18 protein-coding genes are annotated in these 18,262 nt (G+C 63.8%); 3 read left to right on the top strand and 15 right to left on the bottom strand.

What is annotated here, in order from left to right:
* Positions 1-12 precede the first annotated feature (12 nt).
* The 12 genes from ACXAG6_RS07905 to tolQ all read right to left on the bottom strand — a co-directional run bounded on the left by ACXAG6_RS07905 (position 13) and on the right by tolQ (position 11,927).
* Positions 13-324, bottom strand: a complete 312-nt coding sequence (locus ACXAG6_RS07905) for a chorismate mutase (protein WP_475336786.1) — start codon at positions 322-324, stop codon at positions 13-15.
* Positions 324-2,000 carry a formate--tetrahydrofolate ligase gene (locus tag ACXAG6_RS07900; protein ID WP_475336784.1) on the bottom strand — a complete coding sequence of 559 codons (1,677 nt, stop codon included), beginning with the start codon at positions 1,998-2,000 and terminating at the stop codon, positions 324-326. The genes ACXAG6_RS07905 and ACXAG6_RS07900 overlap by 1 nt, the downstream gene beginning before the upstream one ends.
* Positions 2,001-2,192: 192 nt before the next feature.
* On the bottom strand, positions 2,193-2,777 hold the full coding sequence (locus ACXAG6_RS07895) for an MOSC domain-containing protein (RefSeq protein WP_475336781.1): 585 nt from the start codon (positions 2,775-2,777) through the stop codon (positions 2,193-2,195).
* A gap of 177 nt (positions 2,778-2,954) precedes the next feature.
* Positions 2,955-4,877, bottom strand: coding sequence for an ATP-dependent zinc metalloprotease FtsH (gene ftsH, locus ACXAG6_RS07890; RefSeq protein WP_140013391.1), 1,923 nt, complete (start codon positions 4,875-4,877; stop codon positions 2,955-2,957).
* Positions 4,878-4,955: 78 nt separating this feature from the next.
* Positions 4,956-6,200, bottom strand: a complete 1,245-nt coding sequence (gene tilS / locus ACXAG6_RS07885; protein ID WP_475336779.1) for a tRNA lysidine(34) synthetase TilS — start codon at positions 6,198-6,200, stop codon at positions 4,956-4,958.
* Positions 6,197-7,063, bottom strand: coding sequence for a tol-pal system protein YbgF (ybgF, locus tag ACXAG6_RS07880; RefSeq protein ID WP_475336777.1), 867 nt, complete (start codon positions 7,061-7,063; stop codon positions 6,197-6,199). Before ybgF ends, tilS begins: the two co-directional genes overlap by 4 nt.
* A gap of 1 nt (position 7,064) precedes the next feature.
* Positions 7,065-7,592 (bottom strand): peptidoglycan-associated lipoprotein Pal, encoded by a 528-nt coding sequence (pal, locus tag ACXAG6_RS07875; RefSeq protein WP_475336775.1) that lies wholly within the window; start codon positions 7,590-7,592, stop codon positions 7,065-7,067.
* A gap of 115 nt (positions 7,593-7,707) precedes the next feature.
* Positions 7,708-9,030 (bottom strand): Tol-Pal system beta propeller repeat protein TolB, encoded by a 1,323-nt coding sequence (gene tolB / locus ACXAG6_RS07870; protein ID WP_140013387.1) that lies wholly within the window; start codon positions 9,028-9,030, stop codon positions 7,708-7,710.
* A gap of 144 nt (positions 9,031-9,174) precedes the next feature.
* Positions 9,175-9,564, bottom strand: coding sequence for a hypothetical protein (locus tag ACXAG6_RS07865; RefSeq protein WP_475336772.1), 390 nt, complete (start codon positions 9,562-9,564; stop codon positions 9,175-9,177).
* Positions 9,561-10,745: a hypothetical protein gene (locus ACXAG6_RS07860; RefSeq protein WP_475336770.1), complete on the bottom strand. Its 1,185-nt coding sequence runs from the start codon at positions 10,743-10,745 to the stop codon at positions 9,561-9,563. Before ACXAG6_RS07860 ends, ACXAG6_RS07865 begins: the two co-directional genes overlap by 4 nt.
* An 8-nt stretch (positions 10,746-10,753) precedes the next feature.
* Positions 10,754-11,230 (bottom strand): protein TolR, encoded by a 477-nt coding sequence (gene tolR, locus ACXAG6_RS07855; RefSeq protein ID WP_475336768.1) that lies wholly within the window; start codon positions 11,228-11,230, stop codon positions 10,754-10,756.
* A 1-nt stretch (position 11,231) separates the two neighbouring features.
* On the bottom strand, positions 11,232-11,927 hold the full coding sequence (gene tolQ / locus ACXAG6_RS07850) for a protein TolQ (RefSeq protein WP_140013383.1): 696 nt from the start codon (positions 11,925-11,927) through the stop codon (positions 11,232-11,234).
* 289 nt (positions 11,928-12,216) lie between these two features.
* Here tolQ and ACXAG6_RS07845 point away from each other — a divergent pair, with 289 nt between their 5' ends.
* The gene (locus ACXAG6_RS07845) at positions 12,217-13,026 is read left to right on the top strand and encodes a division plane positioning ATPase MipZ (protein ID WP_475336764.1); all 810 of its coding nucleotides are present in this window, start codon (positions 12,217-12,219) and stop codon (positions 13,024-13,026) included.
* 50 nt (positions 13,027-13,076) lie between these two features.
* Here the strand turns inward: ACXAG6_RS07845 and ACXAG6_RS07840 are convergent, their stop codons facing one another.
* Together ACXAG6_RS07840 and ACXAG6_RS07835 are read right to left on the bottom strand one after the other, a co-directional pair.
* Positions 13,077-14,258: a hypothetical protein gene (locus tag ACXAG6_RS07840; protein WP_475336762.1), complete on the bottom strand. Its 1,182-nt coding sequence runs from the start codon at positions 14,256-14,258 to the stop codon at positions 13,077-13,079.
* Positions 14,259-14,383: 125 nt separating this feature from the next.
* The gene (locus ACXAG6_RS07835; RefSeq protein ID WP_475336761.1) at positions 14,384-14,848 is read right to left on the bottom strand and encodes an Lrp/AsnC family transcriptional regulator; all 465 of its coding nucleotides are present in this window, start codon (positions 14,846-14,848) and stop codon (positions 14,384-14,386) included.
* Positions 14,849-14,981: 133 nt separating this feature from the next.
* Between ACXAG6_RS07835 and ald the strand changes: the two genes are divergently transcribed.
* Positions 14,982-16,100, top strand: coding sequence for an alanine dehydrogenase (gene ald / locus ACXAG6_RS07830; RefSeq protein WP_475336759.1), 1,119 nt, complete (start codon positions 14,982-14,984; stop codon positions 16,098-16,100).
* Between the two features lie 25 nt (positions 16,101-16,125).
* Here ald and ACXAG6_RS07825 read toward each other — a convergent pair whose 3' ends face one another.
* Entirely contained in the window at positions 16,126-17,010 is an 885-nt protein-coding gene (locus ACXAG6_RS07825; RefSeq protein WP_475336757.1) for a helix-turn-helix domain-containing protein, read from the bottom strand.
* 55 nt (positions 17,011-17,065) lie between these two features.
* Here ACXAG6_RS07825 and pobA point away from each other — a divergent pair, with 55 nt between their 5' ends.
* On the top strand, positions 17,066-18,235 hold the full coding sequence (gene pobA, locus ACXAG6_RS07820; protein ID WP_475336755.1) for a 4-hydroxybenzoate 3-monooxygenase: 1,170 nt from the start codon (positions 17,066-17,068) through the stop codon (positions 18,233-18,235).
* Positions 18,236-18,262: the final 27 nt, after the last annotated feature.

Genomic DNA, 18,262 nt, shown 5'->3' with positions numbered 1-18,262 from the left:
GGCGCGAAGGGCCTAAAGGTCGGCTCCGGCGGTGCCGAGGTGTTCCTGCTCGCGGGCTACGTAGAAGTCGATCATCTCCTGCCACATCGCCCGAGCCAAGTCCGGGGCGAAGCCCTCCGCCTTGGCCCTCGCGCTGACCTTCTCCAAAACATCGGCCGCCCGCGAGGGCGCGGCTGCGGAAATGCCCGCCAGCTTCTTCAGCGCCGGCACGCAATCCACATGGGCCTGCCGCTCGGCCAGCAAGGCAATCAGCGCGCCGTCGATCTCATCAATCTGGGCGCGCATCTCGGCCATGTTGTCGATCTCGGCAGGGGCTTTACGCATCAGAATAGTCCTTCCACCTCTCCGGCGTCGTTCAGCCCGATCGACTCTGCCGCCGGTTGGCGTGGCAGGCCGGGCATGGTCATGATTTCACCGCATATCGCCACAACGAAGCCCGCGCCAGCCGAAAGCCGCACCTCTCTCACCGGCACCGAATGGCCCGTTGGCGCACCGCGCAGCCCCGGATCTGTCGAGAAGCTGTATTGCGTTTTGGCCATGCAGACCGGCAGGTTGCCAAAACCAGCCGCCTCCCATGCGTGCAACTGGTCGCGGATCTTTTTGTCGGCCAGCACTTCATCGGCATGGTAGATGCGCGTCGCGATGGTTTCGATTTTCTCAAACAGCCCCATCTCATCGGGGTAGAGCGGGGCAAACTGGGCCTGACCGCTATCGGCTATCTCGGCCACGCGGGTCGCCAGTTCTTCGGTGCCTTTCGAGCCTTCAGCCCAGTGCTTGCACAGGATCGCTTCGGCACCCATCTCGGCCACGTAGTCCTTCACCGCCTCCACTTCGGCCTCGGTGTCGGAGACAAAATGGTTGATCGCCACCACCACCGGCACGCCAAAACCCTTCAGGTTCTGGATGTGCCGCCCAAGGTTGGGGCAGCCTGCCTGAACGGCCCCCACGTTTTCTGCCCCGAGGTCGGCCTTGGCCACGCCGCCATTCATCTTCATCGCGCGGACCGTTGCCACCAGCACCACGCAATCGGGCGCCAGCTCTGCCTTGCGGCACTTGATGTTCATGAACTTCTCGGCCCCGAGGTCAGCCCCGAAGCCAGCTTCCGTCACCACATAATCCGCGAGCTTCAGCGCCGTGGTCGTGGCGATTACCGAGTTGCAGCCATGGGCGATGTTGGCGAAGGGCCCGCCATGAACAAAGGCAGGGTTATGCTCCAGCGTCTGCACGAGGTTTGGCTGCATCGCATCCTTGAGCAACACGGTCATCGCACCACTGGCCCCGATGTCGGCACAAGTGATCGGGTCACGATCCCGGGTGTACGCCACGATGATCCGGCCCAACCGAGCCTCAAGATCGGCAAGATCAGTGGCAAGGCAAAGGATGGCCATGACCTCAGAGGCCACGGTGATGTCAAATCCGGTCTGACGGGAAAAGCCGTTGGCCACGCCGCCAAGGCCCACCACCACATCGCGCAGCGCGCGGTCGTTCATGTCCAGCACGCGGCGCCACGTGATCCGCCGCTCATCAATCCCCAGCGCATTGCCCCAGTAAATATGGTTGTCGATCATCGCCGAGAGCAGGTTGTGGGCCGAGGTGATGGCGTGGAAGTCGCCGGTGAAATGGAGGTTCATCTCCTCCATCGGCACCACCTGGGCATAGCCACCGCCCGCCGCGCCGCCCTTCATGCCGAAGCACGGGCCAAGCGAGGCTTCGCGAATGCAAATCGCCGCTTTCTTGCCAATGGCGTTGAGCCCATCGCCAAGGCCCACTGTCGTCGTGGTCTTGCCCTCTCCCGCGGGCGTTGGGTTAATCGCAGTGACGAGGATCAGCTTGCCATTGGGACGGTCTTTGAGGCCCGCAATAAAGTCCTGCCCCACCTTGGCCTTGTCATGGCCGTAGGGCAGCAGGTCGGCAGATGGGATCCCCAGCTTGGCCCCAATCTCCTGAATGGGTCGTTTCACTGCCTCGCGGGCAATCTCGATGTCGGACTTGACGCTCATGGGGCCTCCCTCCTCCGGTCGCGGTATTACTGACGTGGTAACGCTCACACCAGCCCGGCAGGGCGCGTTTTCCGACACATTCCAGCGCGGAAACGCCCAGACGCGGAAACCGAGGCGGCAGATTGGAAACTGAGCCCCCTAACCCACGCCATTTTACCGCGCGCACCACACAGCACCACGCGTTTCAGGCACCTACTGCCCAGCCCATGCGGGCTGATCCGGTATGAAGACGGAAAGCGGATCCCCAAGCGCAATCCGCCCTTCACGCTCGATCCACGCCGTCACCCCGCGTTTGCCCATGGCAGCGGCCTTGAAGCCCTTCCCATGACCCGGGTGGGTGTCTTCGATTTCCTTGGACGGGAAGTTGCACGGGCCGTTTTCCACATCAACCGTGATCGTCGCGCCAGAGGGCGCCTGAAGACGGGTGCCGGGCGGGATGTGAGAAAAATCGGGCAGACCGGAAACAACCAGCGATGCGCCGATCAGATCGGGTGAGAGATGTTCTAGCTCCAAAGTTCTGGCGATTTCCGCCAGTTCTTCTGCCGAGACAATCGAAAGCTGCCGCGTGTTGCGAATGGTCGTCCCCCGCTCGGGATGAAGCGCCAGAACGCGCGAGCAGGAGGGCCGCGTTGCCCCGCCATGGTCTTCGCCGGGAAAGCCCTGCAGCGTGGCGTCCACCGCCTTGAGCGGCTCCGAACGCAGCGTCGCCTCGCGGCTCTCGACCCAGCCGAGCCAAGCGACGGTTGCCACGGTTTCGAGTTTCTTCAGCCCTGCCATCGAAGTGCTCCTTCCGCTTCTGCGTCGGACCCTAAGCAAGAGCTGCCAGAAGGGGAAGAGCGCGCTGCACGGGCAGCCGCGATCGAGCGCTGGGGGGCCAAAAAACAAAGACGCCGCGCGAGGCGCGGCGTCTGAATTTCGATATCAGCCCAGTTCTGAGCGGCTGGGGCTATCGCCTCAAGCCGATGGCTCAGGCTCCATGCCACCGCCTTTGCGCGGTTTGGTCTTTGGAACCGCCGTCAGCGAAGGCTTGTCATCCTGACCACCACCGGGCGTGGCGCCGGTATCGTCATCGTCGCCCCGGTTGAGCGGCTCACCGGCGATAACGCGGGTGATCTCATTGCCGGTCAGAGTTTCATATTCCAACAGGCCTTGAGCCAGGTTCTCCAAATCCTGCGACTTTTCCGTCAGGATCCGCTTGGCCGTTTCATAGCCCTCATCCACCAGTTCGCGCACCTTGTCGTCGATGAGCTTCTGGGTGATGCCGGAATGGCTGGTCTGGCCCTGATAGCTGCCAAGGTGGCTTTGCTGCTCGTTGGCATAGTCGACATATCCAAGCTCGGGGTCAAAGCCGAACTGCGTCACCATCGCGCGGGCAATCCGCGTGACCTGCTGAATGTCAGAAGAGGCCCCCGAGGTCACATTTTCCGGGCCGAAGATCAGCTCTTCCGCCACGCGCCCGCCCATCGCCATGGCGATCTTGGACTTGTACTTGGTGTAGCTCACCGAAAGCTGGTCACGCTCGGGCAGCGACAGCACCAGGCCCAAGGCCCGGCCGCGCGGAATGATCGTGGCCTTGTGGATCGGGTCGTGCTGCGGAACGTTGAGGCCCACAACGGCATGGCCCGCCTCATGATAAGCGGTCAGCTTTTTCTCGTCCTCGGTCATGACCATGGAGCGGCGCTCGGCCCCCATCATCACCTTGTCCTTGGCGTTCTCGAAGTCTTCCATCGTCACAAAACGGCGGCCCACACGCGCGGCCATGAGTGCGGCCTCGTTCACGAGGTTGGCGAGGTCCGCGCCCGAGAACCCGGGGGTGCCGCGTGCGATGATGCGCAGGTCCACATCGGGGCCGAGCGGCACCTTGCGGGCATGCACACCAAGGATCTTCTCGCGGCCCTTGATGTCGGGGTTGGGCACCTGCACCTGCCGGTCAAACCGGCCCGGGCGCAGAAGCGCCGGGTCGAGCACGTCAGGGCGGTTGGTGGCGGCGACGATGATGATGCCCTCGTTGGCCTCAAAGCCGTCCATCTCCACCAGAAGCTGGTTGAGGGTCTGCTCGCGCTCGTCGTTGCCACCGCCATAGCCCACGCCACGGGAGCGGCCCACAGCGTCGATCTCGTCGATGAAGACGATGCAGGGTGCGTTCTTCTTGGCCTGTTCGAACATGTCGCGCACACGGGAGGCACCAACACCCACGAACATCTCAACGAAGTCCGAGCCGGAAATGGTAAAGAATGGCACGCCCGCTTCGCCCGCGATGGCGCGCGCGAGAAGCGTTTTACCTGTACCCGGAGGGCCAACGAGCAATGCACCCTTGGGGATCTTGCCGCCAAGGCGCGAGAACTTCTGCGGGTTGCGGAGGAACTCGACGATCTCTTCAAGCTCTTCCTTGGCCTCGTCGATGCCAGCAACGTCGTCAAACGTCACCCGCCCGTGCTTTTCAGTCAGCAGCTTGGCCTTCGACTTGCCGAAGCCCATCGCACCGCCACGGCCACCGCCTTGCATCCGGTTCATCAGGAAAATCCAGATGCCGATCAGGATGATGAAGGGCAGCAGCGTGCCGATGTAGGCCAACAGCCCGTTTTGCTGCTGGGCCTTGGCTGAGACCTCAACATTATTGTCGATCAGCACCTCGGTCGGATCGACCTCGGGCGGAATGATCGTGGTGTAGGTGGTGTCATCCGTGGTGCGGACGCGCATCTCCTCGCCGTCGATGGTTACCTCCGTCACCGAGCCGTCCTCGACCGCTTCGATGAAGTCGGAGTAACTGAGGTTGCGCGACGACATAGTGGCGTTGTCGCCGGAGAAGAGGTTGAAGAGCGCCAGGATCAGAACAAACAGAACGACCCAGAACGCGATATTTCGTGCGTTGCCCATCAGGCAGACACCTCCCGGAAAGCTAAAATGCCGCGCGGGCGCGGTTCATCGCACAACATAGGGGTTTTTGCCCGGGGTTCAATCGGCCCGGAGGGTGGAAACAAGATGTTCCGCCCCGTGACATAGCCGCGCGGCCCAGCCTTTGGGTCGCCCGGCCAGCGGGGCGGAGAGCAGCCGGTCTCCCAGCCAGAGCGCGGGTGAGGCCAGCAGCGACGCCCTTGGCAGGCCGGAGTCGCGCCAGTTTTCGCATTCTGCAAGGCCGATAGCTCCAAGTGCGGCCACATGGGCACCATCCGGCGGCTTGGGGCCGTGAAACTGCCAGCGCTTGTCCCATCGTGCGGCGGGTGGCGTGGCCACATCGGCCACTGCGGCATATTCGCGTGTGATCCGCCAAGTGGTGCCTTCGCTAGAAATCCGGCAACCATGCAGCGTGCCGGCCTTGCCCTGCTCAAGCCCATCCAGCATAGCCGTGAGCGACTCGAACCGGGGGCGATAAACGGTGGACGACACCCAGCAGAGGGCGTGGGCGAAGGCCCGCAACACGGTTTCACGGGGGGGCGAAAGGCTGGCGGGGCTCGGCATCAGCAGGTCGCCCTGCTCGACGCTGGCGCGTCCGAGATAGGCCGCGGCGCCGTGGTTCAAGGCGTCTCGCGCCATTGCCATCTGGGACGCGGTGCGCACAAGGCGCTCCGGCGTCAGCCCGAGGCGTGATAGATCCTTGGTCATCGCCCGCGCCTTCACCCTGTCGAACCGCAAGTCATCGTTGGAGGGATCATCTGCCCATGCCACCCCGCGCGCCGTCAGTTCCGCACGCAAATCCTCGCGCGAAACCTCCAGCATCGGGCGCAGCCAACTTATGCCAGCCGAGGTGCGCAACGGTGCCATCGCAGCGAGCCCATCCACGCCGGAGCCGCGGGCAAGGCGCATCAGCACAGTTTCTGCCTGATCGTCGCGTGTGTGGCCCAGGGCAACATGCGCCAGCCCGTTGCGCTCTGCCCAATCCGCAAGCAAGGCGCTTCGCGCTGATCGGGCCTCTGCCTGAAGGTTTCCCTCCCCGGCCCAGCCTTCCCAAGGCAAGATCTCGTGCGGCACACCGAGAGAATGGCAAAGCTGCCCGGCCTGCTCGGCCTCCTTGCCGGACCCTTCCCGCAGCTGGTGGTCTACCGTCGCCGCGAAAAGCTGTGTCTCAGGCAAGGCCTCACGAGTCAGGATCAACAGCGCTGTGCTGTCACTTCCCCCCGAAAGGGCAATACCAAGCCGGGTTGGCGGCCCGTCCGTCCAAAGGCGCGAGTAAGCGGCAGAGACGTTTGCGGCGAGGCTCAACTGCACCCGATGGTGCGGCGGGCGGCGCCAGCGTCAAACGCTACGTCGCTGTTGGGGAAGCGCACCTGAACCTCGCCCAGCGTGGTGCACGCCTCGGTGTTCTGGCCCAGATCGGCCAGCGAGGTGCCCAGCTTGTAAAGCGCATCGGCAGCCATTGGGCCCTGCGGATCGGAGGAATAGCTTTCCAGATAGGCGCGCGCGGCCTCGGGCACTTTCGACAGCTCATAAAGCGCCTCGCCGCGCCAGAAATGCGCAGCGCTGGTCAGCGGCCCACCCGGGTAGGATTGGGTAAAGGACGCAAAGAGGTCAACGGCGCTTTGAAAGCTACCAGAGTCGAGGGCCGCCTTCGCCCGGTCGAAATCGGCCTGTTCGGCCACGGCCATCGCGGGGCCGGTAGAGGGAGCGGTGGTGCCGCCGTTGCCGTTACCATTGTCGGGGGTGATCACAGCCTGCTGGCCGCCCCCGCCGCCACTCGCCGGGGCCGTACCCCCGAGTGGCAGCGTGTCACCAATTTCTCCGAAGTCGCAGCCCGGCTCGATCTCGCACACGCGAAATTCGAGATCTCCGACCCGGTTGGTGCCATCGGCCACCACCCTGTCGATCCGGTTTTGCATTTCTTCGGTGCGCGACGTGAGCGCCTGAAGCTGGGCCTCAATGGCATTTACCCGGTCCAGCACCGAACCAGCCACAGCGCCACCTGAAGCGCCCTGCGTGGTCGAAAGCTCACGCTTCAGCTCCTGCATCGAAACATAAACCGTCGCGAGTTCCTGCCGGATATCCGCCAGCGTTTGCGCATCCTGCGCCACTGCAGGCAGGCCGCCGAATGCGACAAGCGAAGCGACGAAAGCCCCCCGGAGCCTCATGTCAGAACCCCGCGCCAGCCGAAAGCACCGTCACGGAGCGGCGGTTCTTGGAGTAACAAACCTCTGTAGAGCAGACCTCCAGCGGGCGCTCCTTGCCATAGCTGACAGTCTTCAGCCTCGAGCCGGCAACGCCTTGGGAGATCAGGTATTCCTGCACCGCATTGGCGCGGCGTGCGCCCAGCGCAAGGTTGTATTCGCGAGTACCCTGCTCATCGGCGTGGCCCTCAACGATAGCGGCGTAGGAGCTGTTGGTGTTCAGCCATTGCGCTTGCGCCGTCAGGGTTTGCTGCGCCTCGGGCGAGAGGGTCGATTGGTCGACAGCAAACAGCACCCGATCGCCGACGCGCTGCGAGAAATACTCGGGCGAGCTGGGGTTGGATGCGGGGTTATTGGGATCGTAGGCATCAGCGCCCACCGTGCCGTCACCGCCAGCGCCAGCGCCCCCGGCTCCAAACCGGCCAGGGTCGGTACAGGCCGACACGGCCAGCGCCAGGGCGATCAACCCGGATTTCACGAGGATCTTGTTCATCTCGACTGCCTCTCTCTCATGGTGCGCCCTGTTGCGGGCGCTTTCCTTGTGACGTCTATACCACCCTGCGCGGGTGTTGGGAAACACCTGTGTTACCGCGCCGGGGCGCTCGCCCTCAGGGCAGAAGCGGCGACCAAGCCGGGTCAGACGCGGCGCCCGGGGTGGGCACGCGCTTTAGGTTACGGCCCGAGATATCCACCGAATAAAGCGCGCTTTCACCGCCCGCTCCGCTGCCCGACCGGGTGAACATGATCACCCGCCCATTGGGGCTCCACGTTGGGCCCTCGTCGAGAAAGCTCGCCGTCAGCAACCGCTCTTCCGAGCCATCGGTGCGCATCACGCCAATGTGGAACCGGCCCTGATGCTGCTTGGTAAAGGCAATGAGATCGCCGCGGGGCGACCATACCGGCGTGCCGTAGCGACCCTCGCCAAAGCTGATCCGTGTCGGCTCACCACCCGAAGCAGACATCTTATAAAGCTGCTGGTTCCCGGAGCGGTCACTCTCAAACACGATCTGCGTGCCATCAGGCGAGAAGCTCGGCGCTGTTTCGATCGAGGGGGCGTTGGTCAGCGGTTGCGCAGTTCCTCCCGGCGCGAGCTTGTAAATGTCGGTGTTGCCGCCACGCTCAAGCGAGAAAACAACCGTTTGCCCATCTGGCGCGAAGCGCGGCGCAAAGGTCATCGTGCCCGGCTGATCGTCGAGGATGCGGCGCTGCACCGTGCCCACATCCATGATGTAGATCTTCGGGAAGCCGGTCTCGTAGCTGGTGTAGATCACCCGGTCACCCGTGGGCGAGAAGCGCGGTGCCAGCACGATCGAGGCGCTGTTGGTGAGGTACTGCACATTGGCACCGTCATAATCCATCACCGCAAGGCGCTTCTGGCGGGCGTTCTTGGGGCCTTCTTCATGGACAAAAACCACCCGACTGTCGAAGTAGCCACCTTCACCGGTGATCCGCGAATAGACCTGATCGGCCACCTTATGCGCAATCCGGCGCCAGCTTGTGGTGGTGCCGCCAAGTTGGAGGCCGTCACCGAGGGGGGCTTCGGAGAACACGTCAAACAGGCGGAACTTCACGTTCACCCGCCCGCCTTCTGCCACCGAAACCGCGCCAACGATCAGCGCCTGGGCGTTGATTGCTTTCCAGTCGGCAAATTGCACCGGTGCGTCAAAGTTGGAGACACCGGAGATGAAGGCATCCTGAGGGATCTGGCGGAAGAGTCCGGTGCCCTGAAGGTCAGCGGCAACCACCTGGCTGAGCCGCGCGGCATACTCCTGCGCCGCCGCGTTTTCGGCGATGAATACCGGAATGGCGAAGGGCAACGGCTCGATCACGCCCTCGGTAATCTCGATCCGCAGCGGTCCGTCCTGCGCGATGGCAGGGGTAAGACCGAGGGCAAGGGCGAACCCCGCCAAAAGGTGCGTTAACTTTTTCATGCCGCTCTCATTCCTCGCATTTCACCGCTCATGAAGCCTCTTGGGCTCCTGTTATTCAATATCGGCAGGTTCCTGCCATTCCGATCTGCGTGCCTCAGGCCTCCGGGGCGCTAAATTTTCCGCCAGTTGCACTGTCCCACGGCATCACGACACGACCATGTTGCGCGGGTCAAAGGTTAACCGGATATTCCGCCACGCTTCATATTGCTCCGCCGGAAGGGCAAATCCTTGCCGTCCACAGATCAAAATCGCGCGCCGGGCCGCCTTATAGGCTTCTTCTGCGGCAGCTACATCGGCTCCGTCCCACTCGACCATCTCCAAGCTGCCGTCCACCAGCTTGCCCGTCCTGTCCAGCGAGAAGGCCACGGTGACAGACGTGCGAACTGCCTCGGCAGAGAGGCCGCCGACGTTCCAGCATTCGGCAACCGGGATCATCTCCGCAAGGCGCGGCGCAGGCTCCTTTGCCGCCAGCGCATGCGATGAAAGGGCCAGCGCCCCGCATAGCAGCACGGCATGCACGCGGGGCCAGCTCATTTGATCCTCATCTTTTCGGGGTTAAAGACCATCTCGATCTCGGCCCATTCGCCGTATTTCTCCGCCGGAAGCGGAAAGCCCCTCGCGCCGCAACGAATGATCGCCCGGCGCGCCGCTTCGAAGGCCTGACGCACGGCATCTCCGGAACCGCCTTCGGAGTCGGTCATGCGGATCGAGCCATTGTCGGGCGTGCCGTTCTCGTTCATCGCCACAAGCACCGTGACGGTAACGCGAAGCGCATCGGTCGACAGGCTGCCGACGTTCCAGCATTGCTGCACGGACACGCGCAAGGCGTCCTTCTCGCCCGCCGTCATCGGCGGACCGCTGCGCGAGGGGGCGCTGGTGGAGGGTTCGGAGGCGGCTTGTCCCTCGCTCACCGCATCGGCCACCGCGTCGGCAATGGCATCGGAAGTCTCCTGCGAGGTTTCGGCGCGCGCCGGCTCTGCCTCTGGCGTGCGGCGTGCAGGGCGGCTCTTGGGGCGGGGCGAGCCGGTCGGGGCGAGGGCCACCACTTCGCCGCCCGCCGGCTCCTCCGCCTCGGTAACAATCTCGGTGTTTGCCGCTTCGGGCGCGGTGTCTTCCTGTGCCTCCTGCGCGGGCTCCTCCTCGGCAGGGGTCGGCTCAGCGGCCTCAGCCACCTCGCTATCCACCGCCGCATCAGGCTCGGGGGCCACGGCTGGCGTTGGCGCAACCCGCTGTGCCGGGCGTTCCTTGGGCCGCTTCGAGCTGTCGAGCACGAGGCTTGCCCCGGGGGTGTCATCGGGGTCCGAAACCGGTGCCTCGGGCGCGGGGGGCGCGGTTTCTGTCACCTCCGCTTCGGGCAGAGGTTCCAGTGCGGAGGTATCGGGGGCCTCGTCAGGCGCTACTTCGGTAGCACGCGGCGGCGGGGCCTCGGAGGGCTGAGGCTCGGTTTCGGGCGTGGGCGGCTCTGGTGTTTCAGGCTCAGCCACCTCGGGCGGCTCCGGCGTTTCGGGGGCCTCAGGCACCTCAGGCCCGGGCGTGGCCTCTTGGGTCGAGTTCGACACAAGCGCGGCATATTCATCGCCAGAGATCATGCTGACGTTGGTGACGGTCTCCGTCGGCGTATCCCAATGGATGATGCCGCCAACCAGCGCCCAACCGATCAGGCCAAGGTGGCCCGCGCCGGAGATGATCGTGCTTTTGTCGAGGCTCTCGGGCATGGTGCCCCCTACCCGTCCGACCCGTCGAGCGTGGGTCCGCCGGTATCTGTCACCAAGCCGATGTTACCAAAGCCACCGGCGTTGAGGGCCCCCATGATCCGCATGACGCGCTCGTAGGGAATGGCCCCGTCGGCCCGCAGGAAGACTTTGTCATCGGCGCGCTCAGCAGCAATCGCCCGCAGGCGCGTGATCAGCGCCCCCTCGTCAACCGGGGTGGTCTGGATCAGCGTTTCGCCCTCGGCTGTCAGCGTCACGGTCAGCGGCTCCTCCTGCTCGGAAGGCAACGCCTGCGCCGCCGTTTCGGGCAACTGGATCGGCACGCCCACGGTCAGCAGCGGCGCGGCGACCATGAAGATGATCAGCAGCACCAGCATCACGTCCACGAAGGGCGTGACGTTGATTTCGCTCATCGCGGCAGCTCGGCCCCGCCCGCGCGATCTGCGCTTGCGATTGCCGCCGCCGGTGTTGATGACACCCGCACCCATCTCAGCTGTCCAACTGGCGCGAGAGGATAGTGGCGAATTCGTCGGCGAAGCTCTCGTAATTGCCGGCGATCCTGTCGCTGTCACTCGACAGCTTGTTGTAGAAAATCACCGCCGGGATAGCAGCCAGCAGGCCGAGGCCCGTGGCCACAAGCGCCTCGGCGATACCGGGTGCAACCACGGCCAGATCGGTCGATTTGGAAATCGCGATCTCCTCGAAGGAATTCTTGATGCCCCAGACCGTGCCGAAGAGGCCCACGAAGGGCGCGGTGGAGCCCACCGTGGCCAGGAACGGCAGGCCCTGATTGAGCCGGTCGGTCTCTTTGGCAATTGCCACGTCCATCGAGCGGTCAATCCGCGCCTGCGCACCGGCAATCAACGCCCCGTCTTCGCGGTGCGAGCGCCGCCATTCTATCATACCGGAGGCAAAAATCTTTTGGCTCGCGCCCTTTGGCTCTGTGCCGATCTGGTCGAAGAGCTCGTCCAGCGGCTCGCCCGACCAGAACGCCCGGTCAAAGCTGCCCGCCTCCGACCGGCGCGACCGATACATCAGTATCTTTTCGATGATGATCTTCCACGACCAGAAGGATGCAATGATCAACATGATCATCACGATCTTAACTGTCAGGGTAGCGCGCATGAAAAGCGCAAGCAGGGAGAAGTCGATCTCCTGCGCCATAGCAGCTGTTTCGGAACCCATGTGCCTCGTTCCCGCCTCTTGTTATGTCGCCCCGCGCAGGGGGCCGCCCGATAGGGGCCGATCTGTCGTCGGCCTTCTGGCGCGAACATTACAGCGTTTGAAGCGCAAAAGCCAACACCATCGCGTGAACTGCGCAGGGTGGCGCGCAACCGCCCCTCACCACGCTCGCTGCCAATGTTATTGAAAATCCCCGATAGCCGCTTTTCCCGGCAGACTCCGGGATATAAGGTGCGCGCCAAAGAAGAAGGGGCAGAGGCCGCTGTGACGCGCGGCCAGAAGGGCAAGGGCCATGGCGCATATAATCGTCGTCGGCAATGAAAAGGGCGGGTCGGGCAAGTCCACGACCTCCATGCATATTTCCACTGCGCTTGCGCGGATGGGCAGGAAAGTGGGCGCGCTCGATCTCGATCTGCGCCAGCGCAGCTTTGCGCGCTATCTCGACAACCGCCGGGTCTTTGCCGAAAGCCAAGGGCTTGAGCTCGCCAGCCCGGTGCTGCGCGAACTGCCTCAGGTGGATCAGGCAAGCCTTGAAGACGGCGAGAACATCTATGATCGCAGGCTTTCGGCTGCCGTGGCCGGGCTGGAAGGCGACATGGATTTTATCCTGATCGACTGCCCCGGCTCGCACACCCGCCTCAGCCAGGTGGCGCATTCTCTGGCCGACACGCTGGTGACACCGCTGAACGACAGCTTCGTGGATTTCGACCTGCTGGCCCGGATCGACCCGGCCTCTGGCAAAATCCTCGGCCCCTCGGTCTATTCCGAGATGGTCTGGTCGGCCCGTCAGGTCCGGGCGCAGGCCGGGCTGCCGCCGATTGACTGGTTGGTGGTGCGCAACCGGCTCGGCCCACAGGCCATGCACAACAAGAAAAAGATGGGTGACGCGCTCGATAAACTCTCCAAGCGCATCGGCTTCCGCGCTTCGGCAGGTTTCTCGGAGCGCGTGATCTTCCGCGAGCTTTTCCCACGTGGGCTGACCCTGCTCGACCTTGGGGATGTGGGCGTGGAGCGGTTGAACATCTCCAACGTTGCCGCCCGCCAAGAGCTGCGCGACCTGATCACCAACCTCAAACTACCCGGCGTCTCCGCCGACTTCTGAAGCGCGGCCCGCGCCTATAGGCGCGATCCCTGTCGTGGAAGTTCCGGTGCCTACGACCGGCTACCGACAGCCGCCTGCACTGCCGCAAATATATCGCCGGCTTCCCCTTTTGCTCGGGCGAGAGTGGGCGCGGTGATCTCGGCCTGCACCGCAGCCATGATATCGGCGGCCTGTGTCGGATCCTGCTTTGCGGCAAGCGGGCTTTCCTTTTTCACCGGCTTCGGCCCGGCCAGCTGTTCGGGGATGCCCCGGCCCGGCAGGGCTCGCTTCAACCCGCCGCTGTCAAGCGCGGCAAAATCGTCGATCCCGTCCCGGCGCGCTGTGTAGGTGCCGGTTTCTTCGCTACTGCGCCCGATGGCCAGAACTTCACGCATCACGGCTAGCCCGTTTGACCCATCGGCCATTTCGGGCGCGTAGCTCGGGATGATCACCGCGCCGTTAGCGGGGTTCACCTCTGGCGCGTAATCGCTGAACAAATCATCTGCATCCTGCTCCGGCGCGGCATCCGCCGCATCCGTTGCATCTGCCGGATCGCCCGCCGCCAGACGGCGCAAGCGGTTGCGCGCGAACGCAAGCAAGATCATCCCCACGAGGGTGAAACCAGCAGCAATGAACACGACCTGAATAAGCTGCTCAAACTGCGGCCCGCTGGCCAGCGCAGCGGCGCGGTCAGTGCGGAAGGGGAAGATAATAACTACGTTCTCTGCCAGCGGACGACCCGCCTCGGCGAAGCTGTCAGCAATCAGCGGCCCGAAGATGTTGCCATGGCCCAGCGTGCCGCCAAGGGTGATCATCGGCCCTACCCCGCCCTCGCCGTCGATCTGCGCGACAAGGGTGTTGATCTCGGCATCGCCAATGGTTTCGCCGCCCGGCCCCTGGTCATAGAGCAGCACGGCTGGCGCGGGGCCTGCGGTATTTTCTGCACCGGCAGGATAGAGCGGAATCATCACGCCGAGCCGGTCGCCATCCGGGGTTGTGGCGATGAGGTCGTATTGCAGTTCGACATCAAGCTGGCCGATCACCCGGACTTCGTGGAGCGGGTGAACATCGGTTTCGCGGTTGAACTCCTCAATCGCGACAGGGGTGGGCGCATCGGAGGCCAGAGCAACCTTGCGCTGTTCAGCTTCATGCAGTTGCTTCAACAGACCGACACCGGCGAGGCCAAAGCTCGCCAGCCCGATCAGCACCAATAGCCATGCCCCAATTTGAAGTTTGCGGATCTGCCTACGCATCCCGATCCCTCGAAAGTACCCCTATTGTTTCCTCAGGTGACACGGAAGCGTGGCCACAATGGGGCGACTGCGCGGAATGAGCGGGGCGCAGAGCTCGCATTTGAAAGGGTAATCTAGGGGTACGGTCAGGTGGGCAGGGCCGTTGTCTTGAACACCGTGCGCAGGGCAAAGCTCGATTGCATACCCTGAACGCCGGGCAGGCGGGCAAGATACTGGCGGTGGATCCGGGCGAAATCTTCGGTGTCCTCAGCCACAACCTTCAGCAAATAGTCTGCCGCACCGCCGAGCAGGTGACATTCCAGCACCGCAGGCACCCGGGCCACGCCCTTTTCGAAGGCGTCGAGGATGTCATCTGTCTGGCCTGCGAGTTTGATTTCGACAAAAACGGTGGTGGCCAGCCCCAGCTTACGGGCATCCAGCAGCGCTACGTAATCGCGGATCACCTTTGCCTTCTCCAGCCGCTGCACCCGGCGATGGCAGGCCGAAGGTGAGAGGTTGACCGCTTCCGCAAGCTCTGCCGATGTCATCCGCCCGCGCCGTTGAAGGGCCGAGAGGATTCGACGGTCGGTCTCGTCAATTTCCGTTTCCACGCACGTATCTCCCGCCCTTGTCCGCATCGGCGCTAGTATTTCCACGTCAAGCTGGCTGGACGGGCGCGAAAAGTCAAAGCTGTTGCACCGGGGGCGTGGCACTCTGGTGCTACAATCAGAAGGAGGAACCGCAATGCTCATCGGCTGCCCGAAGGAAGTGAAGGCTCAGGAATTTCGCGTTGGTCTGACGCCCGCCGCAGCACAGGAGGCTGTGGCGCATGGCCATAAGGTGCTGCTGGAGCGTGGTGCCGGGGCAGGCGCGGGCTTTAGCGATGCAGACTATGAGGCCGCGGGCGCGCGGATTGCGACGACCGCCGAAGAAGTTTTTGCCGAGGCCGGGATGGTGGTGAAGGTGAAGGAGCCGCAGGCCGCAGAGCGAGCAATGCTGCGTGAAGGGCAGATCTTGTTCACCTATCTTCACCTCGCGCCGGACCCGGAGCAAACCAAGGATCTGCTCGACAGCGGCGTGACTGCCATCGCCTATGAAACCGTCACCGACCGCGCGGGCGCCCTGCCCCTGCTTGCCCCGATGAGCGAGGTGGCCGGGAAGCTGGCGCCTCAGGTGGGCGCATGGGCGTTGCAGAAAGCCAATGGCGGGCGCGGTGTGCTGATGGGCGGGGTGCCCGGTGTGGGCCCTGCAGAAGTGGTGGTGATCGGCGGTGGCGTGGTGGGCACGCAGGCCGCCCGCGTGGCTGCCGGGATGGGCGCGCAGGTGACGGTGCTGGACCGCTCCCTGCCCCGCCTGCGCTATCTCGACGACGCCTTCCGCGGCGAGTTCTCCACCCGCTACGCCTCTTCGGCCACCACGGCCGAGCTTGTGGCACGGGCCGATATGGTGGTGGGGGCGGTGCTGATCCCCGGTGCGGCGGCCCCCAAGCTGGTGAGCCGGGCGGAGCTTGCGGGCATGAAGCCAGGTGCTGTGCTGGTGGATGTGGCGATCGACCAAGGCGGCTGCTTTGAAACCTCGAAGGCCACCACCCATGGCGCGCCGATCTACGAGGTTGACGGTGTGGTGCATTACTGCGTGGCCAACATGCCCGGGGCGGTGCCGCGCACTTCTACAATTGCGCTCGGCAATGCCACCTTGCCCTTCGTTATCGAGCTGGCCAACAAGGGTTGGCGCGCGGCCTGCGAAGCAGATGAGCACCTTTTGGCAGGGCTCAACACCCACGCGGGACGGCTGACGAACTACGCGGTGGGCCGGGCTCTGGGGATTGATGTGCTCTCACCCGGGTTGGCGCTGAAGCATTGATGCGCGCGACGAAGCGGGGCGAACCCTAGGCAAGCGCGGCACGAAAGCCGCGCGGGCTCACACCGGCTTCGCGGGAGAACACCCTCGAAAAATGCGCCGGGTCGGCATAGCCAAGCCGGAAGGCGACCTGCTGGACAGGTAGATTGGTGTAGGTCAGCAGCCGCCGGGCCTCGCGGTGACTGCGGGCCGCGAGCAGCGCGCTGACCGGTTGGCCCGTGGCGTCGCGGGTTATTCGGCTCAAGTGCTGGGGGCTGACGGCCAGCGCCTTTGCCACCTGCGTCACTGAGGGGCGCTCGGCATATTGCGCCTCGATAAGCGCCTCCAGCCTGCGAAAGAGCGGATGCGCGGCCCCCTCTCCCGTACCGGCCCGCTGCGCGAGATGACGGGCCACCAGCGCCAGAACCTGCCCAGTGAGCATGCGCAGCATCTGCGCGCGGGCAAAGCTGCGGCCTTCGTATTCGCCAAATATCGCGCGCATCGGCGCGGCCAGCACCCCCGCGCCGGGCTCTACCCTTGGCTGGCGAAGCTCGGCCCAGAGCCCTTCCGCCGGGCGCAGGATGTGATCGACCAGATCTGCCGGGAGCGTCAGCACCCAGCCCTCGGTGCCGGGATCGAAGCGGAAGCCATGCACCACGCCCGCAGGCATGTTTACCATGACCTGCGCGCCAAGCGCTTGTTCCTGCCCCTCCACCAGCGCCACGCCGCCACCGGAGGCCAGCAGCAACACCTGATGCAGACGCGCGTGGCGATGGGGAGAAAGCTCCCAGTCATGCAGGGCAGAGCGGGCCGCGATGGTTTCGCAATGCACCACATCGGCCATTTCGTCGGTCTCACCGAAGAGGTTGTAATTTGTGATCTCAGACGCGGGCTCCATGTTCGAAATATACAAGTCTTCGCGCGAGCCGTCCATTCGGCCCACGCCCGATCCGCGGCATTGTGTGACACCACATGTGGGAGGAGACATCATGCGCACTCAGGTTGCCATCATCGGCGGCGGCCCCTCGGGCCTTTTGCTTTCGCAGCTTCTGCACAAGAAGGGCATCGACAGCGTGGTGCTTGAGCGGCGCTCGCGCGACTACGTGCTGGGCCGCATCCGTGCCGGTATTCTCGAAACCGGATTTGTCGGGCTGATGCGCGAAGCGGGCGTGGGCGAGCGGATGGACAATGAGAGCTATGTCCATGACGGCACGTTGATTTCTTACGGGGACGAAGAGTTTGAAATCAACTTCAAGGAACATACCGGCACCTCTGTGATCGTTTATGGCCAAACCGAAGTGACGCGCGACCTTTACGACGCCTGCCAGCAGGACGAAGGGCGGGTGCTTACCGAGGTTTCTGCGGTGATGCCGCATGACCTGAAGACCGACGCGCCCTATGTGACCTTCATGAAGGACGGCAAGGTGGTGCGGCTCGACTGCGACTACGTCGCCGGATGTGACGGCTTCCACGGTGTTTCGCGCCAGCAGATCCCCGAGGACGTGCGGCGGGAATATGAAAAGACCTACCCTTTCGGCTGGCTTGGCATCCTGTCAGAAACGCCGCCGGTGCATGAGGAGCTGATCTATGCCAACTCCGAGCGGGGCTTTGCCCTTTGCTCCATGCGCAACGAAAACCTCTCGCGCTACTACGTTCAGTGCCCGTTGACCGACAAACCCGAGGATTGGTCTGACGAGCGGTTCTGGGAGGAGCTAAAGCAGCGTATCCCGGCCAAACATGCGGCCAACCTCATCACCGGCCCCTCTATCGAAAAATCCATCGCGCCCCTGCGCAGCTTTGTCTGCGAGCCAATGCGCTGGGGCCGCCTGTTCCTGTGCGGGGATGCCGCCCATATCGTGCCACCCACTGGCGCGAAGGGGCTGAACACCGCCGCCTCGGACATTCATTACCTTTATCATGGTCTAGTCCAATTTTATGAACAGAAGGATACCGAGGGGCTCGACAGCTACTCAGAGAAGGCGCTTGCCCGTGTCTGGAAGGCCGAGCGTTTCAGCTGGTGGATGACAACGCTGCTGCACCGCTTCCCAGAGCAAACCGAGTTTGACCTGAAGATTCAGCGGGCCGAACTGGAGTTTTTGCGCTCCAATGAAGCAGCACAGAAGGTGATGGCAGAGAACTACGTTGGGCTGCCCTACTGAAGGGGTTGCGGGCGGCCTAGGCTGAGC

This window comes from Vannielia sp. ABF1_015 (genome assembly GCF_056160745.1).
The sequence above is the reverse complement of the archived record's forward strand: the minus strand, read 5'-3'. Positions and strand labels throughout refer to the sequence as shown.